The 16,128-nt window shown below is 68.6% G+C and carries 18 protein-coding genes; 11 read left to right on the top strand and 7 right to left on the bottom strand.

The features are described 5' to 3' along the window. Positions 1–92 precede the first annotated feature (92 nt). The 5 genes from SALMUC_RS09490 (at position 93) to SALMUC_RS09470 (ending at position 3,949) form a co-directional block, all read left to right on the top strand. Positions 93–1,388 (top strand): NAD(P)/FAD-dependent oxidoreductase, encoded by a 1,296-nt coding sequence (locus SALMUC_RS09490; RefSeq protein ID WP_021120150.1) that lies wholly within the window; start codon positions 93–95, stop codon positions 1,386–1,388. Then, positions 1,385–2,143 carry a DUF1365 domain-containing protein gene (locus SALMUC_RS09485; protein ID WP_020042838.1) on the top strand — a complete coding sequence of 253 codons (759 nt, stop codon included), beginning with the start codon at positions 1,385–1,387 and terminating at the stop codon, positions 2,141–2,143. Before SALMUC_RS09490 ends, SALMUC_RS09485 begins: the two co-directional genes overlap by 4 nt. Before the next feature lie 119 nt (positions 2,144–2,262). Continuing rightward, a complete protein-coding gene (locus tag SALMUC_RS09480) occupies positions 2,263–2,829 on the top strand; it encodes a DUF3833 family protein (RefSeq protein WP_020042837.1) in 567 nt (188 codons plus the stop codon). Beyond that, entirely contained in the window at positions 2,826–3,557 is a 732-nt protein-coding gene (locus SALMUC_RS09475; protein WP_020042836.1) for an SDR family NAD(P)-dependent oxidoreductase, read from the top strand. Before SALMUC_RS09480 ends, SALMUC_RS09475 begins: the two co-directional genes overlap by 4 nt. 62 nt (positions 3,558–3,619) lie before the next feature. Continuing rightward, a complete protein-coding gene (locus SALMUC_RS09470) occupies positions 3,620–3,949 on the top strand; it encodes a DUF3775 domain-containing protein (RefSeq protein ID WP_020042835.1) in 330 nt (109 codons plus the stop codon). A 9-nt stretch (positions 3,950–3,958) separates the two neighbouring features. On the opposite strand, the gene SALMUC_RS09465 is transcribed toward SALMUC_RS09470, so the two are convergent. Then, positions 3,959–5,212 carry a DNA polymerase IV gene (locus tag SALMUC_RS09465; protein ID WP_021120149.1) on the bottom strand — a complete coding sequence of 418 codons (1,254 nt, stop codon included), beginning with the start codon at positions 5,210–5,212 and terminating at the stop codon, positions 3,959–3,961. 65 nt (positions 5,213–5,277) lie between these two features. On the opposite strand from SALMUC_RS09465, the gene SALMUC_RS09460 reads away from it, so the two are divergent. Then, positions 5,278–5,676 (top strand): NUDIX hydrolase, encoded by a 399-nt coding sequence (locus SALMUC_RS09460; RefSeq protein WP_020042833.1) that lies wholly within the window; start codon positions 5,278–5,280, stop codon positions 5,674–5,676. Positions 5,677–5,685: 9 nt separating this feature from the next. Here the strand turns inward: SALMUC_RS09460 and SALMUC_RS09455 are convergent, their stop codons facing one another. The 3 genes from SALMUC_RS09455 to SALMUC_RS09445 all read right to left on the bottom strand — a co-directional run bounded on the left by SALMUC_RS09455 (position 5,686) and on the right by SALMUC_RS09445 (position 7,195). Further along, positions 5,686–5,997, bottom strand: a complete 312-nt coding sequence (locus tag SALMUC_RS09455; protein ID WP_020042832.1) for a hypothetical protein — start codon at positions 5,995–5,997, stop codon at positions 5,686–5,688. 114 nt (positions 5,998–6,111) lie between these two features. After that, complete coding sequence (pyrF, locus tag SALMUC_RS09450; protein ID WP_020042831.1) at positions 6,112–6,801, bottom strand: orotidine-5'-phosphate decarboxylase; 690 nt, start codon at positions 6,799–6,801, stop codon at positions 6,112–6,114. Between the two features lie 115 nt (positions 6,802–6,916). Continuing rightward, entirely contained in the window at positions 6,917–7,195 is a 279-nt protein-coding gene (locus SALMUC_RS09445; protein WP_020042830.1) for a hypothetical protein, read from the bottom strand. A gap of 106 nt (positions 7,196–7,301) precedes the next feature. Between SALMUC_RS09445 and SALMUC_RS09440 the strand changes: the two genes are divergently transcribed. Next, the gene (locus SALMUC_RS09440; protein ID WP_020042829.1) at positions 7,302–7,763 is read left to right on the top strand and encodes a hypothetical protein; all 462 of its coding nucleotides are present in this window, start codon (positions 7,302–7,304) and stop codon (positions 7,761–7,763) included. A gap of 139 nt (positions 7,764–7,902) precedes the next feature. Next, positions 7,903–10,524, top strand: a complete 2,622-nt coding sequence (gene clpB, locus SALMUC_RS09435) for an ATP-dependent chaperone ClpB (RefSeq protein ID WP_020042828.1) — start codon at positions 7,903–7,905, stop codon at positions 10,522–10,524. A gap of 69 nt (positions 10,525–10,593) precedes the next feature. Here the strand turns inward: clpB and SALMUC_RS09430 are convergent, their stop codons facing one another. The 3 genes from SALMUC_RS09430 to SALMUC_RS09420 form a co-directional block, all read right to left on the bottom strand. Further along, positions 10,594–11,214: a class I SAM-dependent DNA methyltransferase gene (locus tag SALMUC_RS09430; protein ID WP_020042827.1), complete on the bottom strand. Its 621-nt coding sequence runs from the start codon at positions 11,212–11,214 to the stop codon at positions 10,594–10,596. A 180-nt stretch (positions 11,215–11,394) separates the two neighbouring features. Beyond that, positions 11,395–11,871: a fasciclin domain-containing protein gene (locus SALMUC_RS09425; RefSeq protein ID WP_020042826.1), complete on the bottom strand. Its 477-nt coding sequence runs from the start codon at positions 11,869–11,871 to the stop codon at positions 11,395–11,397. 170 nt (positions 11,872–12,041) lie between these two features. After that, complete coding sequence (locus SALMUC_RS09420; protein ID WP_020042825.1) at positions 12,042–12,482, bottom strand: hypothetical protein; 441 nt, start codon at positions 12,480–12,482, stop codon at positions 12,042–12,044. Between the two features lie 104 nt (positions 12,483–12,586). Here SALMUC_RS09420 and SALMUC_RS09415 point away from each other — a divergent pair, with 104 nt between their 5' ends. The 3 genes from SALMUC_RS09415 to msrQ all read left to right on the top strand — a co-directional run bounded on the left by SALMUC_RS09415 (position 12,587) and on the right by msrQ (position 15,691). Further along, complete coding sequence (locus tag SALMUC_RS09415; RefSeq protein WP_020042824.1) at positions 12,587–14,080, top strand: FMN-binding glutamate synthase family protein; 1,494 nt, start codon at positions 12,587–12,589, stop codon at positions 14,078–14,080. A 67-nt stretch (positions 14,081–14,147) separates the two neighbouring features. Continuing rightward, a complete protein-coding gene (msrP, locus tag SALMUC_RS09410) occupies positions 14,148–15,056 on the top strand; it encodes a protein-methionine-sulfoxide reductase catalytic subunit MsrP (RefSeq protein WP_020042823.1) in 909 nt (302 codons plus the stop codon). Further along, a complete protein-coding gene (msrQ, locus tag SALMUC_RS09405) occupies positions 15,056–15,691 on the top strand; it encodes a protein-methionine-sulfoxide reductase heme-binding subunit MsrQ (RefSeq protein ID WP_020042822.1) in 636 nt (211 codons plus the stop codon). Before msrP ends, msrQ begins: the two co-directional genes overlap by 1 nt. The last annotated feature ends 437 nt before the right edge of the window (positions 15,692–16,128 follow it).

The raw sequence follows: 16,128 nt of genomic DNA, 5'->3' as shown, positions 1-16,128 counted from the left end.
GCGGGATGGATCAGGCGACCGCAAAGAAATTTGCATCCGGCGGCGCGATCCCCGCGTATGCCCAAGGGCAATGACACCAGCGCGAGGACGCCATGCCCCTTGATCCCCACAGCACAACGCCCCGATCGATTGCCGTGATCGGCGGCGGCATCTCCGGCATGGGGGCGGCGCTGATGCTGGGCGACGATCACCGCGTGACGCTCTACGAGGCCGAGCCGCGCCTTGGCGGGCATGCCCGGACGCTGATGGCGGGAAAGCGCGGCGATCAGCCGGTGGATACCGGCTTCATCGTCTTCAACCGCGCGAATTATCCGCACATGGTGTCGCTTTTCGAGCGACTCGAGGTGCCGATCGCGGCCTCGGACATGAGCTTTTCCGCCAGCCTGCGTGGCGGCGAGATGGAATACGGGCTGCAGAACCTTGCCGCGCTCTTCGCGCAGCGGCGCAACGCGGTGAACCCGCGCTTCCTGCGGATGATCCGGGACATCCTGCGCTTCAACGCGCGGGCGGTCGAGGAAAGCCGCGATCCGACGCTCACGCTGGGCGATTTCCTGGAGCGGCTGGGCACGGGGCCCTGGTTCCGGGACTACTACCTGCTGCCGCTCTCGGGCGCGATCTGGTCGACGCCGACGGAAAAGATCCTCGACTTCCCGGCGCAGGCGCTGGTGCGGTTCTTCGACAACCACGCGCTTCTGCACCACACCGGGCAGCACCAGTGGTACACGGTGCGCGGCGGATCGGTGCAATACGTCACGCGGATGACCGAGGCGCTGCGCGCGCAGGGGGCCGATCTGCGCACCGGCGCGCCCATCGCCGGGGTGCGGCGCACGGTCTCGGGAGTCGAGGTGCGCGCCGAGGGCGGCGAGTGGGAGCATTACGACGAGGTGGTCTTCGCCACCCATTCCGACGACACGCTGCGGCTGCTGTCCGATGCCACGCCCTCGGAGAGTGCGGCGCTGGGCAAGATCCGCTACCAGCCGAACCGGGTGGTGCTGCACGCCGATCCGCGCATGATGCCGCGGCGGCGGGCCTGCTGGTCCTCGTGGAACTACACCGAGGATGCGCGCAAGGAGATGAACGCGATCGACCTGACCTACTGGATGAACCGGTTGCAGCCGATCCCGCAGGACGACCCGCTCTTCGTGACGCTGAACTCGACCCGCGAGATCCGCGAGGATCTGATCCACGACGAGACCACGATGCGGCACCCGGTCTACGACATGGGCGCGCTCGAGGGGCAGGCCGAGGTGCGGGCCATGAACGGCCGCGCGGGCACCTGGTTCTGCGGCGCATGGATGCGCAACGGCTTCCACGAAGACGGGCTGGCGAGCGCCGTCGAGGTGGCGGAGGCACTGCGCGGGCGGCTCGCGGCCGGGGTCGCGGCATGAGCCAGGTCGAACACGTCGCCGGGCACACCTACCACGGCCGCAGGGGCGAGGTGCGGAACGGCTTTCGCTACGGCATCGACTACGTGCTGCTGGACGCCGAGGCGCGGGACCTCGAGACGCCGCGGCTGTTCTCGCGCGGGGGACGCAACGTCGCGTCGCTGCACGACCGCGACCACGGCGGTCCGCCGGGGGACGGACGCGGGCCCGCATGGGCGCGCGAGGTGCTGGAAGCGCACCAGGTCCGGGCCGAGGGTGCGCTGCTGCTGCTCGCGCAGCCCCGGGTGCTGGGGCATGTCTTCAACCCGGTCTCGTTCTGGCTGGCGCATGATGCCGGCGGGGCGCTGGTGGCGGTGATCGCCGAGGTGACCAACACCTTCGGCGACCGGCATTCCTATCTTTGCACCAAGGCCGACGGGAGCGCGATCACCGCCGAAGACCGGCTGACCGCGCAGAAGATCCTGCACGTCTCGCCGTTCCAGCCGGTCGCGGGGGGATATGTCTTCCAGTTCGACATCTCCGAAGGGCATGTCGGCATCCGAATCGACTATCGCCACGAACAGGGTGGCGTGATCGCCACGCTGACCGGCCCGCGGCGCCCTCTGACCGACGCGGGCCTGCTGCGCGCGCTTCTGCGGCGGCCCTTCGGCGCGCGGCGGGTGCTGGCGCTGATCCACTGGCAGGCGCTCAAGCTGTGGTGGAAGGGCGCGCGCTATCGCAGCCGCCCCGAGCCGCCGGCCGAGGAGCTGAGCCGATAACCGGCACGGACGCGAGACCGACGTGATTCCCGCTGGACATCGCTCGGTGCGGCCTAGGTCGGAAAGCAGGCGCGGGGCGCCGCGATCCCCCGGGCCTTTCACCAACGGATCGGGAGATCATGGAACCGCTACTCTATTTCGTCGCCGGCGCCCTCATCGCCCTTGCCCTCGTGTTCTGGAAGAGTCGCGCCCTGGGGTTCCTGTCCCAGAGGCCGGGCGACTATGCCGAGGAGCCCGGCCGCGACTTTGACCTGCGGCGGGACCTTGCCGGGCCGCTGACCTGCGACGGGGTGATTTTCGGGCCGAGTGGCCGGGTCGTGTCGCGCTTCACCGGGGATTTCGACGTCGACTGGACCGGCATGCGGGCCGTCATGCGCGAGACCTTCCGCTACGACAGCGGCGAGGTGCAGGAGCGGGCCTGGAACCTGGAGCTGTCCGAGACCGGGCAGATCCGCGCCACCGCCGAGGACGTCGTGGGCGAGGGGCAGGGGCTGCAGTGCGGCCCGACCGTGAACATGCGCTATCGCCTCAGGCTGCCGCCGGACACCGGCGGGCACGTGCTCTCGGCGACGGACTGGATGTACCTGACGCCGGACGGAACCATCGTGAACCGCAGCCAGTTTCGCAAGTTCGGGATCAAGGTGGTCGAATTGGTCGCCACCATCCGCAAAAGGGATGCGACATGAGAGACTGGGCTGGCAAGCGTTACTGGATCGTGGGCGCGAGCGAGGGGCTGGGCGCCGCGCTCTGCCACAGGCTGAGCCGCGCGGGCGTGACGCTGGTGCTGTCGGCGCGCTCCGAGGGGCCGCTGCACGAGCTGGCCGAGGCGCTGCCCGGCCGCACCGAGGTCGTGCCGGTGGACGTCACCGACGCCGAGGGGCTCGAGGCCGCGGCGGACCGCATCGGCGAGGTGGACGGCGTTGTGCACATGGCCGGCGTCTACTGGCCCTTCGGGGCGCAGGACTGGGACGCGGAGAAGGCCAACCTGATGGCCGACGTCAACTTCGGCGGGGCGATGCGGCTGGCGGGCGTGGTCGTGCCGCGCTTTGTCGCGCGCAACCGGGGGCATTTCGTGATGACCGGCTCGCTGACGGGCTTTCGCGGGCTGCCGCGTTCGGCGCCCTACACCGCGAGCAAGGCCGGGGTCATGGCGCTGGCCGAATCGCTCTACGCCGACCTGCGGACCACCGGGGTCGAGATCCAGCTGGTGAATCCCGGCTTCGTGCGCACGCGGCTGACCGACAAGAACGATTTCGCCATGCCCCTGCGGATGGAGCCCGAGGACGCCGCCTCGCGGATCTATCAGCACATGACCTCGGAACGCTTCAGCCTCTCGTTCCCGCGGCGGATGGGCTATGTCTTCCGGTTCGGGCAGTTTCTGCCGGACGCGCTCTACTATCGAATCTTTGCGTGAGATCAAGGACGCGGCCCTCCGCGCGCGCCAAGGTCGTCGCGCATTCGGAAGGAGAGCCCGAGATGGAAGAAATCAGCGTCAGGAAGGTCGCCGCCGTCATCGTCATGGCGCGCGAGATCGGCCGGGCCGAGGGCGAGCTTCGCGCCTTCGTGGACCGCATGACGGAAGAGGAGCAGGCGGCGCTCGTCGCGATCATGTGGATCGGGCGCGATGCCTTCGATGCCGAGGAATGGGACGAGGCCTATGCCACCGCGATCGCCGAGGCCTCGACACCGACGGCCGACTACCTGATCGGCACCCCGCATGTCGCCGACCACCTGGAGGCGGGGCTGGAGGCGCTGGGTTATGACGCGCAGGACGAGGAAGATGAGGTGCTGGGCGGCCGCGCCTGAGCGGCGGGCTCAGCGCAGGGCGCGGCCCTTGAGGATCGCGTCCTCGCCGAAGCGGCGACGGATCGCATCGGTCGCGCGCTCGGCCTCGGCGCGGGCCTGGGCCTGCGGGTCCAGCAGGTCGCCGTAGCGGTCGGCCTGATCGGCAGGCACGAGGTCGGACAGCCCCGCGCCCAGCAGGCGGTAGGGGCCGCGATTGCCGAGCTGATCGAAAAGGCCGCGCGCGGTGCGGTAGAGGCGGTCCGCCATCTGCGTGGCGTCGCGCAGCGACTGGCGCCGCGTCAGGATCGAGAAATCCGACCGCCGCACCTTGAGCGTCACGACCCGGCCCGCGAGCCCCTTGGCCTTGGCGCGGTCGGCCACCTTTTCGCACATGCGCCAGAGATGGCCGTCGAGGATCTCGGGGTCGGCGGTGTCCTCGCCGAAGGTGGTCTCGTTCGAGATCGACTTGACCGGCGCGTCGCGGGTGACGCGGCGGTGATCCTCGCCGCGCGCCAGGTGCCACAGGCGCTCGCCCATCGAACCGAACCGCGCGGTCAGCGCCTCGCGGTCCCAGCGCAGCAGGTCCTCGAAGGTGCGGATGCCCGCGCGGTCCAGCGATTCCTGCCCCGCGTTGCCAACGCCCCAGATCATGCGGATCGGCTTGGGGCGCAGGAAGTCCTGCGTCTCGGCCCGGCCGATGACCGAGAAGCCGTGCGGCTTGTCGAGGTCCGAGGCGATCTTGGCGAGGAACTTGTTGTGCGACAGCCCGATGGAGCCGCTGACGCCCAGCTCGGCGCGCATGCGTTTCACCAGCCGCGCCATCATCACCGCGGGCGGGTGGCCGTGCAGGCGGGCGGTTCCGGTCAGGTCGAGAAAGGCCTCGTCCAGCGAAAGCGGCTCGATGGCGGGGGTCAGCTCCTCCATCATGGCGCGGATCTGGCGCGAGACCTCGGCGTAGAGCTGCATCCGGGGCTTGAGGACCACCGCGTCGGGGCAGAGGTCGAGCGCCTTGAACATCGGCATGGCCGAGCGCACGCCGCGGATGCGCGCGACGTAGCAGGCCGTCGAGACCACGCCGCGCCGCCCGCCGCCGATGATGACGGGCTTGTCGGCGAGGCTGGGGTCCTCGCGCTTTTCCACGCTGGCGTAGAAGGCGTCGCAGTCCATGTGGGCGATGGAGAGGTCCCACAACTCATCGTGGCGCACGATTCGCGGGCGCCCGCATGACGGGCAGCGCTGCGCATCATCGAATTCGGTCAGACAATCGCGGCAAAGCGCGGGCATGGGTGGCAATTCCGGCGCCAGTGGTTAGGTGTCGCAGTATAATGGCATGGCCGGGGAGACGCCACGTGGAGACGACATTCGCGGGGGCCAAGCTGATCCTGTTTCTTGGCGACGACCTGCTCGTGATCCGGCGGGATCACGCGGAGGGCATACCCTATCCCGGCTTCCTGGATTTTCCGGGCGGCGGGCGCGAGGGCGACGAGTCGCCCGAGCAATGTGCGCTGCGCGAGACGCGCGAGGAGGTCGGGCTGGAGGTCGCGGCCTCGGCGCTCAGCTGGCGCCGGTCGCACGGGGCCAGCTGGTTCTTCGTGGCGCACCTTCCGGCAGAGCGTGTGAGCGCGGTCCAGTTCGGCGGGGAGGGCTACGGCTGGATGCTGATGCGGCCCGAGGACTACACGGGCCGCGAGGACGCGATCCCGCATTTTCGCGAGATCCTGCGCGATTACCTGGATGGCCAGCAATGACCCGAGGGATCAGGCTGCGCGGCCGCCGAGCATTTTCAGCCAGCCGGGCACGAGCCCGTGCTTTTCCGGCGTCGGGGCCTGCGCGACGTCGCCGGCGCGGGCCGGGAGATGCGATTGCAGCCCGCCGGGCCGGTCGCGCATGCGCTGGGCATTGGCCAGCAGGCCCTGTGCGGCGATCTCCTCGCCGGTTGTGATGGGGGCGTCGAAATGGCTTGGCACGCGCGTCCGGCCGGTCTCGGTGCGAAGCGTGACGAGCGCTTCGAACCGTTCCTCGGCGGCGTTGTAGCGGATCGTGCCGATCTGACTGCGGTCGTCTGACATGAAACGTCTCCTGCCTGTGTTGCAGGGAAAACGCAGTTCAGGGGCTTCATGTTCCGTAGGGGTGGTATTCGGCCAGTTCACGATCCGGTGCGGTTGGCGCCGTACGGGGTGGAATCAGGCCAGTTCGTCCTGGATCGCGCGGGCCGCGGCGCGGGGATCGGAGGCGCGCCAGACGGGGCGGCCGACGACGATGTGGTCGGCGCCGGCGGCGACGGCATTGGCGGGCGTGGCGATGCGCTTCTGGTCGTCGTCGGCGGCGCCTGCGGGACGCACGCCGGGGGTGACGATGAGCCGGCCCTCGGCCTCGGGGAGGGCGCGGATGCGGGCGGCCTCCTGCGGCGAGGCGATGACGCCGTGCGCGCCGGCCTCGAAGGCGCGGCCCGCGCGTTCGACCACCATGTCGGCCACGTCGCCCTCGCGCATCATGCCCTCGTCGAGGTCGCCGCGGTCGAGCGATGTGAGGATCGTCACGGCGAGGATCTGCAGGTTCGTTCCGGCGGCGCCCTCGCGGGCGGCGCGGACGACGTGGGGGTCGCCGTGCACGGTCAGGAAGTCGAGGTCGAACTGCGCGAGGCCGCGCACCGCGGCCTCGACCGTCGCGCCGATGTCGAAGAGCTTCATGTCGAGGAAGATGCGCTTGCCGTGCTCCTGCTTGAGCTCGTTGGCGAGCGCCAGCCCGCCGCCGGTGAGCATCCCCAGCCCGATCTTGTAGAAGCTGGCCGCGTCGCCGATGCGTTCGGCGAGGGCCATTCCCTCGATGGCACTGGGCACGTCGAGCGCGACGATGAGACGATCTTGCGACATGGGCAGGCTCCTTTGGCCTCCCTCATGCGTAGTCGGGCGCGCTGCGTCAAGGCGTTGCCGGGCCAAATTCGCTGGCACGGAATTTGCGGATCTCTTCGAGGCGGTCCGGTGCCCCTCAGCCGTCGGCCGGGTCCGGGCCGACGAGCCGCCGCAGGTGATCGGCGAAGGAGAGCCGCTGCCGGCCGGTCCGAAACTCGGGCAGGCGCAGGACGCGGTCGATGGCATGGGCGACGATACGGCGGCGCAGGCCGCGTTTCCACGGCGAGAGTCGGGGCGGCGCGGTCATCGCGATGGTGATGCGGTGCCCCTCGCCCACCAGCGACACGGTGCCGGGTTTCTGTCCCTCGGGTTCGGGGCCGTCGAAGCCCTCGAGCTGGATGTCGCGAACGTGCATGGCCTGCCCCCTTGCTGCCCCGGCGTGATGTCACGTTCAGGTTAACGGGCGGTCTACGGGGAACGCCGGACGGCGCCGCTGCATTGCCGGGGCAAAGGAGGATGCCATGAGCAACGAGACCGAAACGCCCCGCCGCACCGCCCTGCGCCCGATCGTCCTGGGTGCCGCCGTTCTGGTTGCGATTGCCGGCGCGGCCTGGTGGACGAACAATCCGCCCGTGTCCGAAACGGATCCGGCCAGTGCCGACAATGTCGTGCCGGCGCCCACTGGCGCCGGCAGCACGCCCGACGGGGTGGCGAATGTCATCAATGACGGCGTCAACGTGCAGGCCCGGCAGGACGACCTGATCGGCGGGTCCACCGACGCCGCCGATCTGACCGGCATTTCGGACCAGGACGCGTCCGTCATCCCGGTCGAGGAGCCGGCCCGCAGCATGGTTGAGCCCGGAGAGGTTATCTCCCCCGAGAACGGGCAGGTCGAGCCGCGTACGGGACTCGTCGAGGCGCCCGATGCCGGGACCCGGCAGGCGTCATCGGACGATGGCGAGGCGCCGTCGAACGGTTCCTGACGGCGCCGTTTTTGTGATCACGTGCACTTGAAGGGGGGTCGCCCGTCGCCCATCTCTTTGTCGAGGCCCGATCCCGCGGTGTGCTGCCAAGCCAGGCGCCGCATGTTTCAAACGGGCGCTTATGGAAGGAGAGACGACGATGAACTTGGAGAAGTTCACGGAGCGGTCGCGTGGTTTCATCCAGGCCGCACAGACCATCGCGATGCGCGAGAGCCATCAGCGGCTCGCACCCGAGCACCTGCTGAAGGCCCTGCTGGATGACGACCAGGGGCTCGCCGCCAATCTCATCACCCGCGCGGGCGGTGCGTCCAAGCGGGTTGTCGACGCGCTCGAGCAGCGGCTCGCGAAGATCCCGAAAGTCGGCGGTGACGCCGGGCAGGTCTATCTCGACCAGCAGACCGGCAAGGTGCTGGACGAGGCCGAGAAGATCGCCACCAAGGCGGGCGACAGTTTCGTGCCGGTCGAGCGCATCCTCATGGCGCTGGCCATGGTGAAATCCCCCGCCAAGGAGGCGCTGGAGGCCGGCGACGTGTCGGCCCAGAAGCTGAACGAGGCGATCAACGACATCCGCAAGGGTCGCACGGCGGACAGCGCCAATGCCGAAGAGGGCTACGACGCGCTCAAGAAATACGCCATCGACCTGACCGAGCGGGCCGAACAGGGCAAGATCGACCCGATCATCGGCCGTGACGAGGAAATCCGTCGCGCCATGCAGGTCCTGTCGCGCCGCACCAAGAACAACCCCGTGCTGATCGGCGAGGCCGGCGTCGGCAAGACCGCCATCGCCGAGGGTCTCGCGCTGCGGATCGTGAACCGCGACGTGCCGGAGAGCCTGGAGAACAAGCGTCTTCTGGCGTTGGACATGGGCGCGCTCATCGCCGGTGCGAAGTATCGCGGCGAGTTCGAGGAGCGGCTGAAGGCCATCCTCAAGGAGATCGAGAGCGCCGCGGGCGAGGTCATCCTCTTCATCGACGAGATGCACACGCTTGTGGGCGCGGGCAAGGCCGACGGCGCGATGGACGCCTCGAACCTGCTGAAACCCGCGCTTGCGCGGGGCGAGTTGCACTGCGTCGGCGCCACGACGCTCGACGAGTACCGCAAGCACGTCGAGAAGGACCCGGCGCTGGCCCGGCGGTTCCAGCCGGTGATGGTGCAGGAGCCCACGGTCGAGGACACGATCAGCATCCTGCGCGGCATCAAGGAGAAGTACGAGCTGCACCACGGCGTGCGGATCTCGGACTCGGCGCTTGTGAGCGCGGCGACGCTGTCGCATCGCTACATCACCGACCGCTTCCTGCCGGACAAGGCCATCGACCTGATGGACGAGGCCGCCTCGCGGCTGCGCATGGAGGTGGACTCCAAGCCCGAGGAGCTGGACCAGCTCGACCGGAACATCCTGCAGATGCAGATCGAGCAGGAGGCCCTCAAGAAGGAGGACGACGCTGGCTCGAAGGACCGGCTCGAGAAGCTCGAGAAGGAGCTGGCCGACCTGCAGGAGCGCAGTGCCGAGATGACCGCCAAGTGGCAGGCCGAGCGTGACAAGCTGGCCGGCGCGCGCGAGCTGAAGGAACAGCTCGACAAGGCGCGGGCCGAGCTCGACATCGCCAAGCGCGAGGGCAACCTGGCGCGCGCGGGTGAGTTGTCCTACGGCATCATCCCGCAGCTCGAGACGCAGCTTTCCGAGGCCGAGGCCGCCGAAGAGGAAGGCGACGTCATGGTCGAGGAAGCCGTGCGCCCCGAGCAGATCGCCCAGGTGGTCGAGCGCTGGACCGGCATTCCGACCAGCAAGATGCTCGAGGGCGAGCGCGACAAGCTGCTGCGCATGGAGGACGGTCTGCACAAGCGGGTCGTCGGCCAGAACCAGGCGGTCCGGGCCGTCGCCAACGCCGTGCGCCGCTCGCGCGCGGGGCTCAACGACGAGAACCGGCCACTGGGCTCGTTCCTGTTCCTCGGGCCGACCGGCGTGGGCAAGACCGAGCTGACCAAGGCCGTGGCCGAGTTCCTGTTCGACGACGACAGCGCGATGGTGCGCATCGACATGTCGGAGTTCATGGAGAAGCACTCGGTCGCCCGTCTGATCGGTGCGCCTCCGGGCTACGTGGGCTACGACGAGGGCGGCGTCCTGACCGAGGCCGTGCGGCGGCGTCCCTACCAGGTCGTGCTGTTCGACGAGGTCGAGAAGGCGCACCCGGACGTGTTCAACGTGCTGCTGCAGGTGCTGGACGATGGCGTGCTGACCGACGGCCAGGGCCGGACGGTGGACTTCAAGCAGACGCTGATCGTGCTGACCTCGAACCTCGGCTCGCAGGCCCTGAGCCAGCTGCCCGAGGGGGCCGACAGCGCCCAGGCCAAGCGCGACGTGATGGACGCGGTGCGGGCGCACTTCCGCCCCGAGTTCCTGAACCGTCTCGACGAGATGATCGTCTTCGACCGTCTCAAGCGCGAGGACATGGGCGGGATCGTCGAGATCCAGCTTGCCCGGCTGCTCAAGCGGCTGGCGGCGCGCAAGGTCCGGCTGGAGCTGGACGAGGATGCCAAGGCCTGGCTGGCCGACGAGGGCTATGACCCCGTGTTCGGCGCACGGCCGCTCAAGCGGGTGATCCAGCGCGCGCTGCAGGATCCGCTGGCCGAGATGCTGCTGGCCGGGGACATCCACGACGGCGACACCGTTCCGGTGAGCGCCGGGACCGACGGGTTGCTCATCGGCGACCGGGTGGCCTCGACCAACCGGCCGCGCCCGGACGACGCCGTGGTGCACTGAGCCCGCGCGGCATGACATGCAAAGGCCCGCCGTTTGGCGGGCCTTTTCGTGTCTGCGAGGCGGGGGCGGTCAGAGCTTGCGCACGACCCAGACGCGGGCGCCGAGGTCGATCTCGGGCAGGTGTTCGCCGTCCTCGGCCAGGAGCTTTTCCACGCGCCCCTCGGAGACCGCCGAGGTCAGGCGCGCCTCGAAATCGGGGTCCTCGAGCGTGTGGTCGTTCAGCGAGACCACGAAGATGCCGCCGGGCGCGAGGCTCGCGATGGCCGCGTCGATGTTCTCGGCCGGGGCCGCGCCCGCGCCGATGGCGCCCACGGCGGCGATGGCGTCGTAGCGGCGCAGGCCGGTGTCGAGCACCGAGTCCGCCTCCGCGACGTAGAGGTCGCGGTAGGGGCCCTTGGCGCGGGCCTTTTCCAGCATGCCTTCCGAGATGTCGGTGCCGTCGATGGTGGTGAAGCCCGTCTCCTTCAGCGCGACGCCCGAGATGCCGGTGCCGCAGGCGAAGTCGAGGATGGGCGCGTCCTTGTCGCCGAGGTGCGCGGCCAGCGCGCGGGCGCAGCGGCCGGGGGTGCGGTAATCGTTCTCGCGCAGGTCGGCGTCGTAGCTGTCGGCCCAGTCGTCGTAGTAGCGGCGCATGCTCTCGCCGCCTTCGGCCGTATAGATGTCGTCCAGGAACGATTTGTCCTGAGCCATGTCGCTCTCCTTGTCGGGTCGGGATTTCGGTTCGGGATTGACGGGTAGGTAGCACCGGGGGCCGGGGCCTTCAATCACGACACCTGACAGGCGGAATGCGACATGAAAAAGCCCCCCGCAGCATCCTGCGAGGGGCCGTCGGGCCGCCCGGCCGGTGGCCGGGCGCCTCCCTGCGATGGATCACTCGGGCATGATCACGCCGTCGATGACGTGGATCACGCCGTTCGAGGCCTCGATGTCGGCGGTCGTCACCGAGGCGCCGTCGACCGTGACGCCACCCTCGGTCATGATCTCGACCGACGAGCCCTGCACCGTCTCGGCCATCATGCCGTTCGTCAGGTCCGAGGACATGACCTTGCCCGGCACCACGTGGTAGGTGAGGATCTCGGTCAGCTGGTCCTTGTTCTCGGGCTCGAGCAGCGACTCGACGGTGCCCTCGGGCAGTGCGGCGAAGGCCTCGTCCGTGGGTGCGAAGACGGTGAAGGGGCCGTCGCCCTTGAGCGTCTCGACCAGGCCGGCGGCCTCGGCGGCGGCGAGCAGGGTCTCGAAGTTGCCGGCCTCGGCAGCGGTGTCGACGATGTCGGCGGACATGCCGGCGAGCGCGGGGCCCGCGATCATGGTGGCGGCGGTGAGGGCGAGATAAGTTCTGCGGAACATCTTGTGGTCTCCTCCTTCTGGGTTGGATGACCGGGATTACGCCCAGTTTCCCGTCCCGGATCAGGAGGATTTCCGGCGCCGCCGGCTTGACCCGAAGGGCGCGGCCGCTAAGCCGCGCCCCTGCGCGATTTCCAGTAGAGTCTTCGTGACATCCGCTCAACGCGGCGTGATCATTCGCGCCCGATCGCGGCCTTCGCGATGCCGTCGAGCATCTCCTGAACCTGCTGCATCTCGCCCTCGGGGAAGGCGCGATAGCCGATCGTGGTGACCTCGGGATCGTCGTGGCGCACCATCACGAAGATGTCGTAGGGGCAGAACATGATGTTCATGGGGTCCGCCTCCATCACCGCGCGCGAGACCTGCGCCGAGCAGAAGCTGTAGACGTCGGCCGCCTCGTAGAGCTCGACGTCCGATCCCACGTCCTCGCGCGTGCGCGCGAGCATCTCTCCGACGTGGCTGACGTGGTCGACCACCAGCCCCGCGTCGATGATCGCGTTCTCGAGGCCGAAGGTGACATCCTCGAAGCTCTGGTCGGTCTGGTAGGTTACGGCCTCCTGCGCGGCGGCGGGCAGCCCCGCGATCAGCAGAAGCGTGGCCAGGGTTTTTCGCATTCTCTCCTCCCGGGTGGTTGCCCGTCCTTGCGGTGCTTGTCACTGTCCCAGAAATACAGAAGATATTCCAGTCATGCAAATGGCTGAATGTGTAGGAGACACCCATGAACGCCGCGATGTACGCCCTTCAGCTTCTGTCGCTTGTCTTTGTCGCGGCGATCGGTGTCGCGGTGCTCGTGGTGGCGGCGCTCTTCGTCATCGACCGCACGCAGGCCGGTGACGCGATCCGGCGCAACTACCCGGTCATCGGGCGCTTTCGCGGGCTCTTTACCAAGCTCGGCGAGTTTTTCCGGCAGTATTTCTTCGCGATGGACCGCGAGGAGATGCCCTTCAACCGGGCGCAGCGCGACTGGGTCTACGAGGCGACGGACGGCAAGGACAACACGGTCGCCTTCGGCTCGACCCGGAACCTCAACGTGCCGGGCACGGCGATCTTCGTGAACGCGGTCTTTCCGCCGCTGGACGACCAGTTCGCCTCGACCGAGCCGATGGTGATCGGGCCGACGGCCTCGATCCCCTTTGTCGCGCGGTCGATCTTCAACATCTCGGGGATGAGCTATGGCGCGATCTCGCGACCGGCGGTCGAGGCACTGAGCCGCGGCGCCGCCGAGGCGGGCGTCTGGCTGAACACCGGCGAGGGCGGGCTGTCGCCCTACCACGAGCTGGGGGCCTGCGATCTCGTCTACCAGATCGGCACGGCCAAGTTCGGCGTGCGCGACGCGCTTGGCAACCTGGACGACGCCAAGCTCGCCGACATGGCCGCGCATCCGCAGGTCAAGATGTTCGAGCTCAAGCTCGCGCAGGGGGCCAAGCCCGGCAAGGGTGGGATCCTGCCCGGCGAGAAGGTGAACGAGGAAATCGCCCGCATTCGCGGCCTCGCGGTGGGGCAGCCCGGCATCTCGCCCAACCGGCACCGCGAGATCGACGACTTCGGCGACCTGCTGGACATGATCGCCCACATCCGGCGCGTCGGCGGCAAGCCCTGCGGCTTCAAGACCGTCATCGGCTCGTCGGACGAATGGGAGGAGATGTTCCGCCTGATCTCCGAGCGCGGCCCCGAGAGCGCGCCGGACTTCATCACCATCGACGGCGGCGAGGGCGGCACCGGCGCGGCGCCGATGCCGCTGATCGACCTCGTCGGGATGCCCATCCGCGAAGCGTTGCCGCGCATCGTGGACCTGCGCGACCGCTACGGCCTCAAGGAGCGGATCCGCATCGTCGCCTCGGGCAAGCTGGTGAACCCGTCGGACGTGGCCTGGGCGATCTGCGCGGGGGCGGATTTCGTGACCTCGGCGCGGGGCTTCATGTTCTCGCTCGGCTGCATCCAGGCGCTGAAGTGCAACCGCAACACCTGCCCCACGGGCGTCACCACCCACGACCCGCGCCTGCAGAAGGGCCTCGTGGTCGAGGACAAGTACATGAAGGTCGCCAACTACGCGCGCGAGATCATCAAGGAGGTCGAGACCATCGCGCATTCCGTCGGCGTCTCGGAGCCGCGGCTGATGCGCCGGCGGCATGTACGCATCGTCCAGGAAGACGGCACCTCGATCCCGTTCAACAAGGTTCGCCCAAGTTTCAACGTCGACACCGCAACGTGAGACGATGTTCTTTTGCCGGTTCCGCTCCGGGCGCTAAGCTGTTCGTGCAAACGGAGAGGAGCGGCGCATGGCGTATCGTTGGAAAGGTGATCTCAGGGAAAGCGACGTCACGGCCGAGGCCGCCTGGCTGAACCGCCGGCAGCTCATGGCCGGTGCGGCGGGCCTCGGGCTGGCCGGGGCGGCCGGTGGTCGGGCCTGGGCGGCCCCCGAAGAGCTCGAGCCCAACACCTGGGAAGAGATCACCACCTACAACAATTTCTACGAGTTCGGCACGGGCAAGGACGACCCTGCCGACAACGCGCACATGCTGACCACTTCGCCCTGGACGGTGACGATCGACGGCATGGTGGACCGCCCCGGCGACTACGCATTCGAGGACATCATGAAGAAGATGACCCTCGAGGAGCGCATCTATCGTCTGCGCTGCGTCGAGGCCTGGTCGATGGTCGTGCCCTGGACGGGGTTCGAGCTGGCCGACCTTCTCGATCTCGCGGGCGTGCAGGGCGGCGCGAAATACGTGGCCTTCGAGACGGCCATGCGCCCGGACGAGATGCCGGGGCTCTCCTCGCCGGTGCTGGACTGGCCCTACGTCGAGGGGTTGCGGCTTGACGAGGCGGTGCATCCGCTGACGATCATGGCCACCGGCATCTACGGCCGCGACATCCCCAATCAGAACGGCGCGCCGCTGCGGCTGGTGGTGCCGTGGAAATACGGCTTCAAGTCGATCAAGTCGGTGGTGCGGATCTCGCTGGTCGAGGAACAGCCGCCCACGAGCTGGAACCGCTATGCGCCGAACGAGTACGGCTTCTACTCGAACGTCAATCCGCAGGTGGATCACCCTCGCTGGAGCCAGGCGACCGAGCGGCGCATCGGCGGCGGGCTGTTCGCGCCCCGGGTGCCCACGCCGATGTTCAACGGCTACGGCGAGGAGGTGGCCTCGCTCTATGCCGGCATGGACCTGGCCGAAAACTTCTGATGCTCGCGGACCGGATCAACGGCTGGCTGCGTCGCCTGCCGGTCTGGATGCTCTATGCCCTCGCGCCGGTGCCGGCGATCTGGCTGCTGTGGCTGGGGCTGACCGGGGGGCTCGGTGTCGAACCCATCGAGGCGCTGGAACACGAGCTGGGCGAGCTGGCGCTGCAACTGCTGATCGCCGGTCTCTGCATCACGCCGCTGCGCCGCTTCGCCGGGGTGAACCTGCTGCGCTTCCGGCGCGCGGTTGGGCTCATCGCCTTTCTCTACGTGGTGCTGCACCTGCTGGTCTGGCTGGTGCTCGACGTTCAGGACCTGGGCCGCATCTGGGCCGACATCCTCAAGCGGCCCTACATCACGGTGGGCATGGGGGCCTTCCTGCTGATGCTGCCGCTGGCGCTGACCTCGAACAACCGCGCGGTGCGGGCGCTCGGGCGTCGGTGGCAGCGGCTGCACCGCCTGACCTACGGGGTGGTGCTGCTCGCTGCGCTGCACTTCGTCATGGCGCGGAAGGGGTTCCAGGTCGAGCCGCTTCTCTATGCGGGCGCGATCCTGGCCCTCCTGGCCCTGCGCCTCGTCCCGCGCCGCCGCAATGCCGCACGCGGGGGTGGCCCGGCACGGGCCACTGCGCGGGGATGACTCGCGAAACGGGAGGGAGTCGGGGGCACGGAATGGCGATTCAGCGAGCTGAATCGCGCCGGCTTGTGGATAAGCCTGTGGGTATGCCGCGACACCCGCAGACATGACCCCGCGCGCAGGGCAGCGCGCGTCCGTTCAACAGGCCGATTGCGAATTTCTGTGCCCGTAAGGCATTGATATTGAACGTATATGACAGAAATCTGAAAAAGTTCCGGATTTCCTTCAAAAAGGTGTTGCAGGGTTTGTTTGGTATGCGTAAAAGCCCCTTCACCGGCGGCGCTGAGGCGCTGACGGGACGCCAGACGGGGCGGCGGCGACGAGGCAACGAGTTGCGGCGGCAGACGAGGCGGACAGTTTCGAGAGGCATGACGGGCGGGCGCGCCGGAAAGTTAGGGCGCACTGGTCTGGTTTTTGTCTCTCACGCTCTTTGACATCGC

This window comes from Salipiger mucosus DSM 16094, from assembly GCF_000442255.1.
In the GTDB taxonomy this organism is placed as follows: domain Bacteria; phylum Pseudomonadota; class Alphaproteobacteria; order Rhodobacterales; family Rhodobacteraceae; genus Salipiger; species Salipiger mucosus.
The sequence above is the reverse complement of the archived record's forward strand: the minus strand, read 5'-3'. Positions and strand labels throughout refer to the sequence as shown.

Coding starts and splice junctions, on each gene's coding strand:
- SALMUC_RS09420 (WP_020042825.1), bottom strand. CDS start 12,482: ATGCGAAAAACCCTGGCCACGCTTCTGCTGATCGCGGGGCTGCCCGCC.
- SALMUC_RS09475 (WP_020042836.1), top strand. CDS start 2,826: ATGAGAGACTGGGCTGGCAAGCGTTACTGGATCGTGGGCGCGAGCGAG.
- SALMUC_RS09490 (WP_021120150.1), top strand. CDS start 93: ATGCCCCTTGATCCCCACAGCACAACGCCCCGATCGATTGCCGTGATC.
- SALMUC_RS09425 (WP_020042826.1), bottom strand. CDS start 11,871: ATGTTCCGCAGAACTTATCTCGCCCTCACCGCCGCCACCATGATCGCG.
- clpB (WP_020042828.1), top strand. CDS start 7,903: ATGAACTTGGAGAAGTTCACGGAGCGGTCGCGTGGTTTCATCCAGGCC.
- pyrF (WP_020042831.1), bottom strand. CDS start 6,801: ATGTCGCAAGATCGTCTCATCGTCGCGCTCGACGTGCCCAGTGCCATC.
- SALMUC_RS09445 (WP_020042830.1), bottom strand. CDS start 7,195: ATGCACGTTCGCGACATCCAGCTCGAGGGCTTCGACGGCCCCGAACCC.
- SALMUC_RS09470 (WP_020042835.1), top strand. CDS start 3,620: ATGGAAGAAATCAGCGTCAGGAAGGTCGCCGCCGTCATCGTCATGGCG.
- SALMUC_RS09455 (WP_020042832.1), bottom strand. CDS start 5,997: ATGTCAGACGACCGCAGTCAGATCGGCACGATCCGCTACAACGCCGCC.
- SALMUC_RS09430 (WP_020042827.1), bottom strand. CDS start 11,214: ATGGCTCAGGACAAATCGTTCCTGGACGACATCTATACGGCCGAAGGC.
- SALMUC_RS09415 (WP_020042824.1), top strand. CDS start 12,587: ATGAACGCCGCGATGTACGCCCTTCAGCTTCTGTCGCTTGTCTTTGTC.
- msrP (WP_020042823.1), top strand. CDS start 14,148: ATGGCGTATCGTTGGAAAGGTGATCTCAGGGAAAGCGACGTCACGGCC.
- SALMUC_RS09440 (WP_020042829.1), top strand. CDS start 7,302: ATGAGCAACGAGACCGAAACGCCCCGCCGCACCGCCCTGCGCCCGATC.
- SALMUC_RS09465 (WP_021120149.1), bottom strand. CDS start 5,212: ATGCCCGCGCTTTGCCGCGATTGTCTGACCGAATTCGATGATGCGCAG.
- SALMUC_RS09480 (WP_020042837.1), top strand. CDS start 2,263: ATGGAACCGCTACTCTATTTCGTCGCCGGCGCCCTCATCGCCCTTGCC.
- msrQ (WP_020042822.1), top strand. CDS start 15,056: ATGCTCGCGGACCGGATCAACGGCTGGCTGCGTCGCCTGCCGGTCTGG.
- SALMUC_RS09485 (WP_020042838.1), top strand. CDS start 1,385: ATGAGCCAGGTCGAACACGTCGCCGGGCACACCTACCACGGCCGCAGG.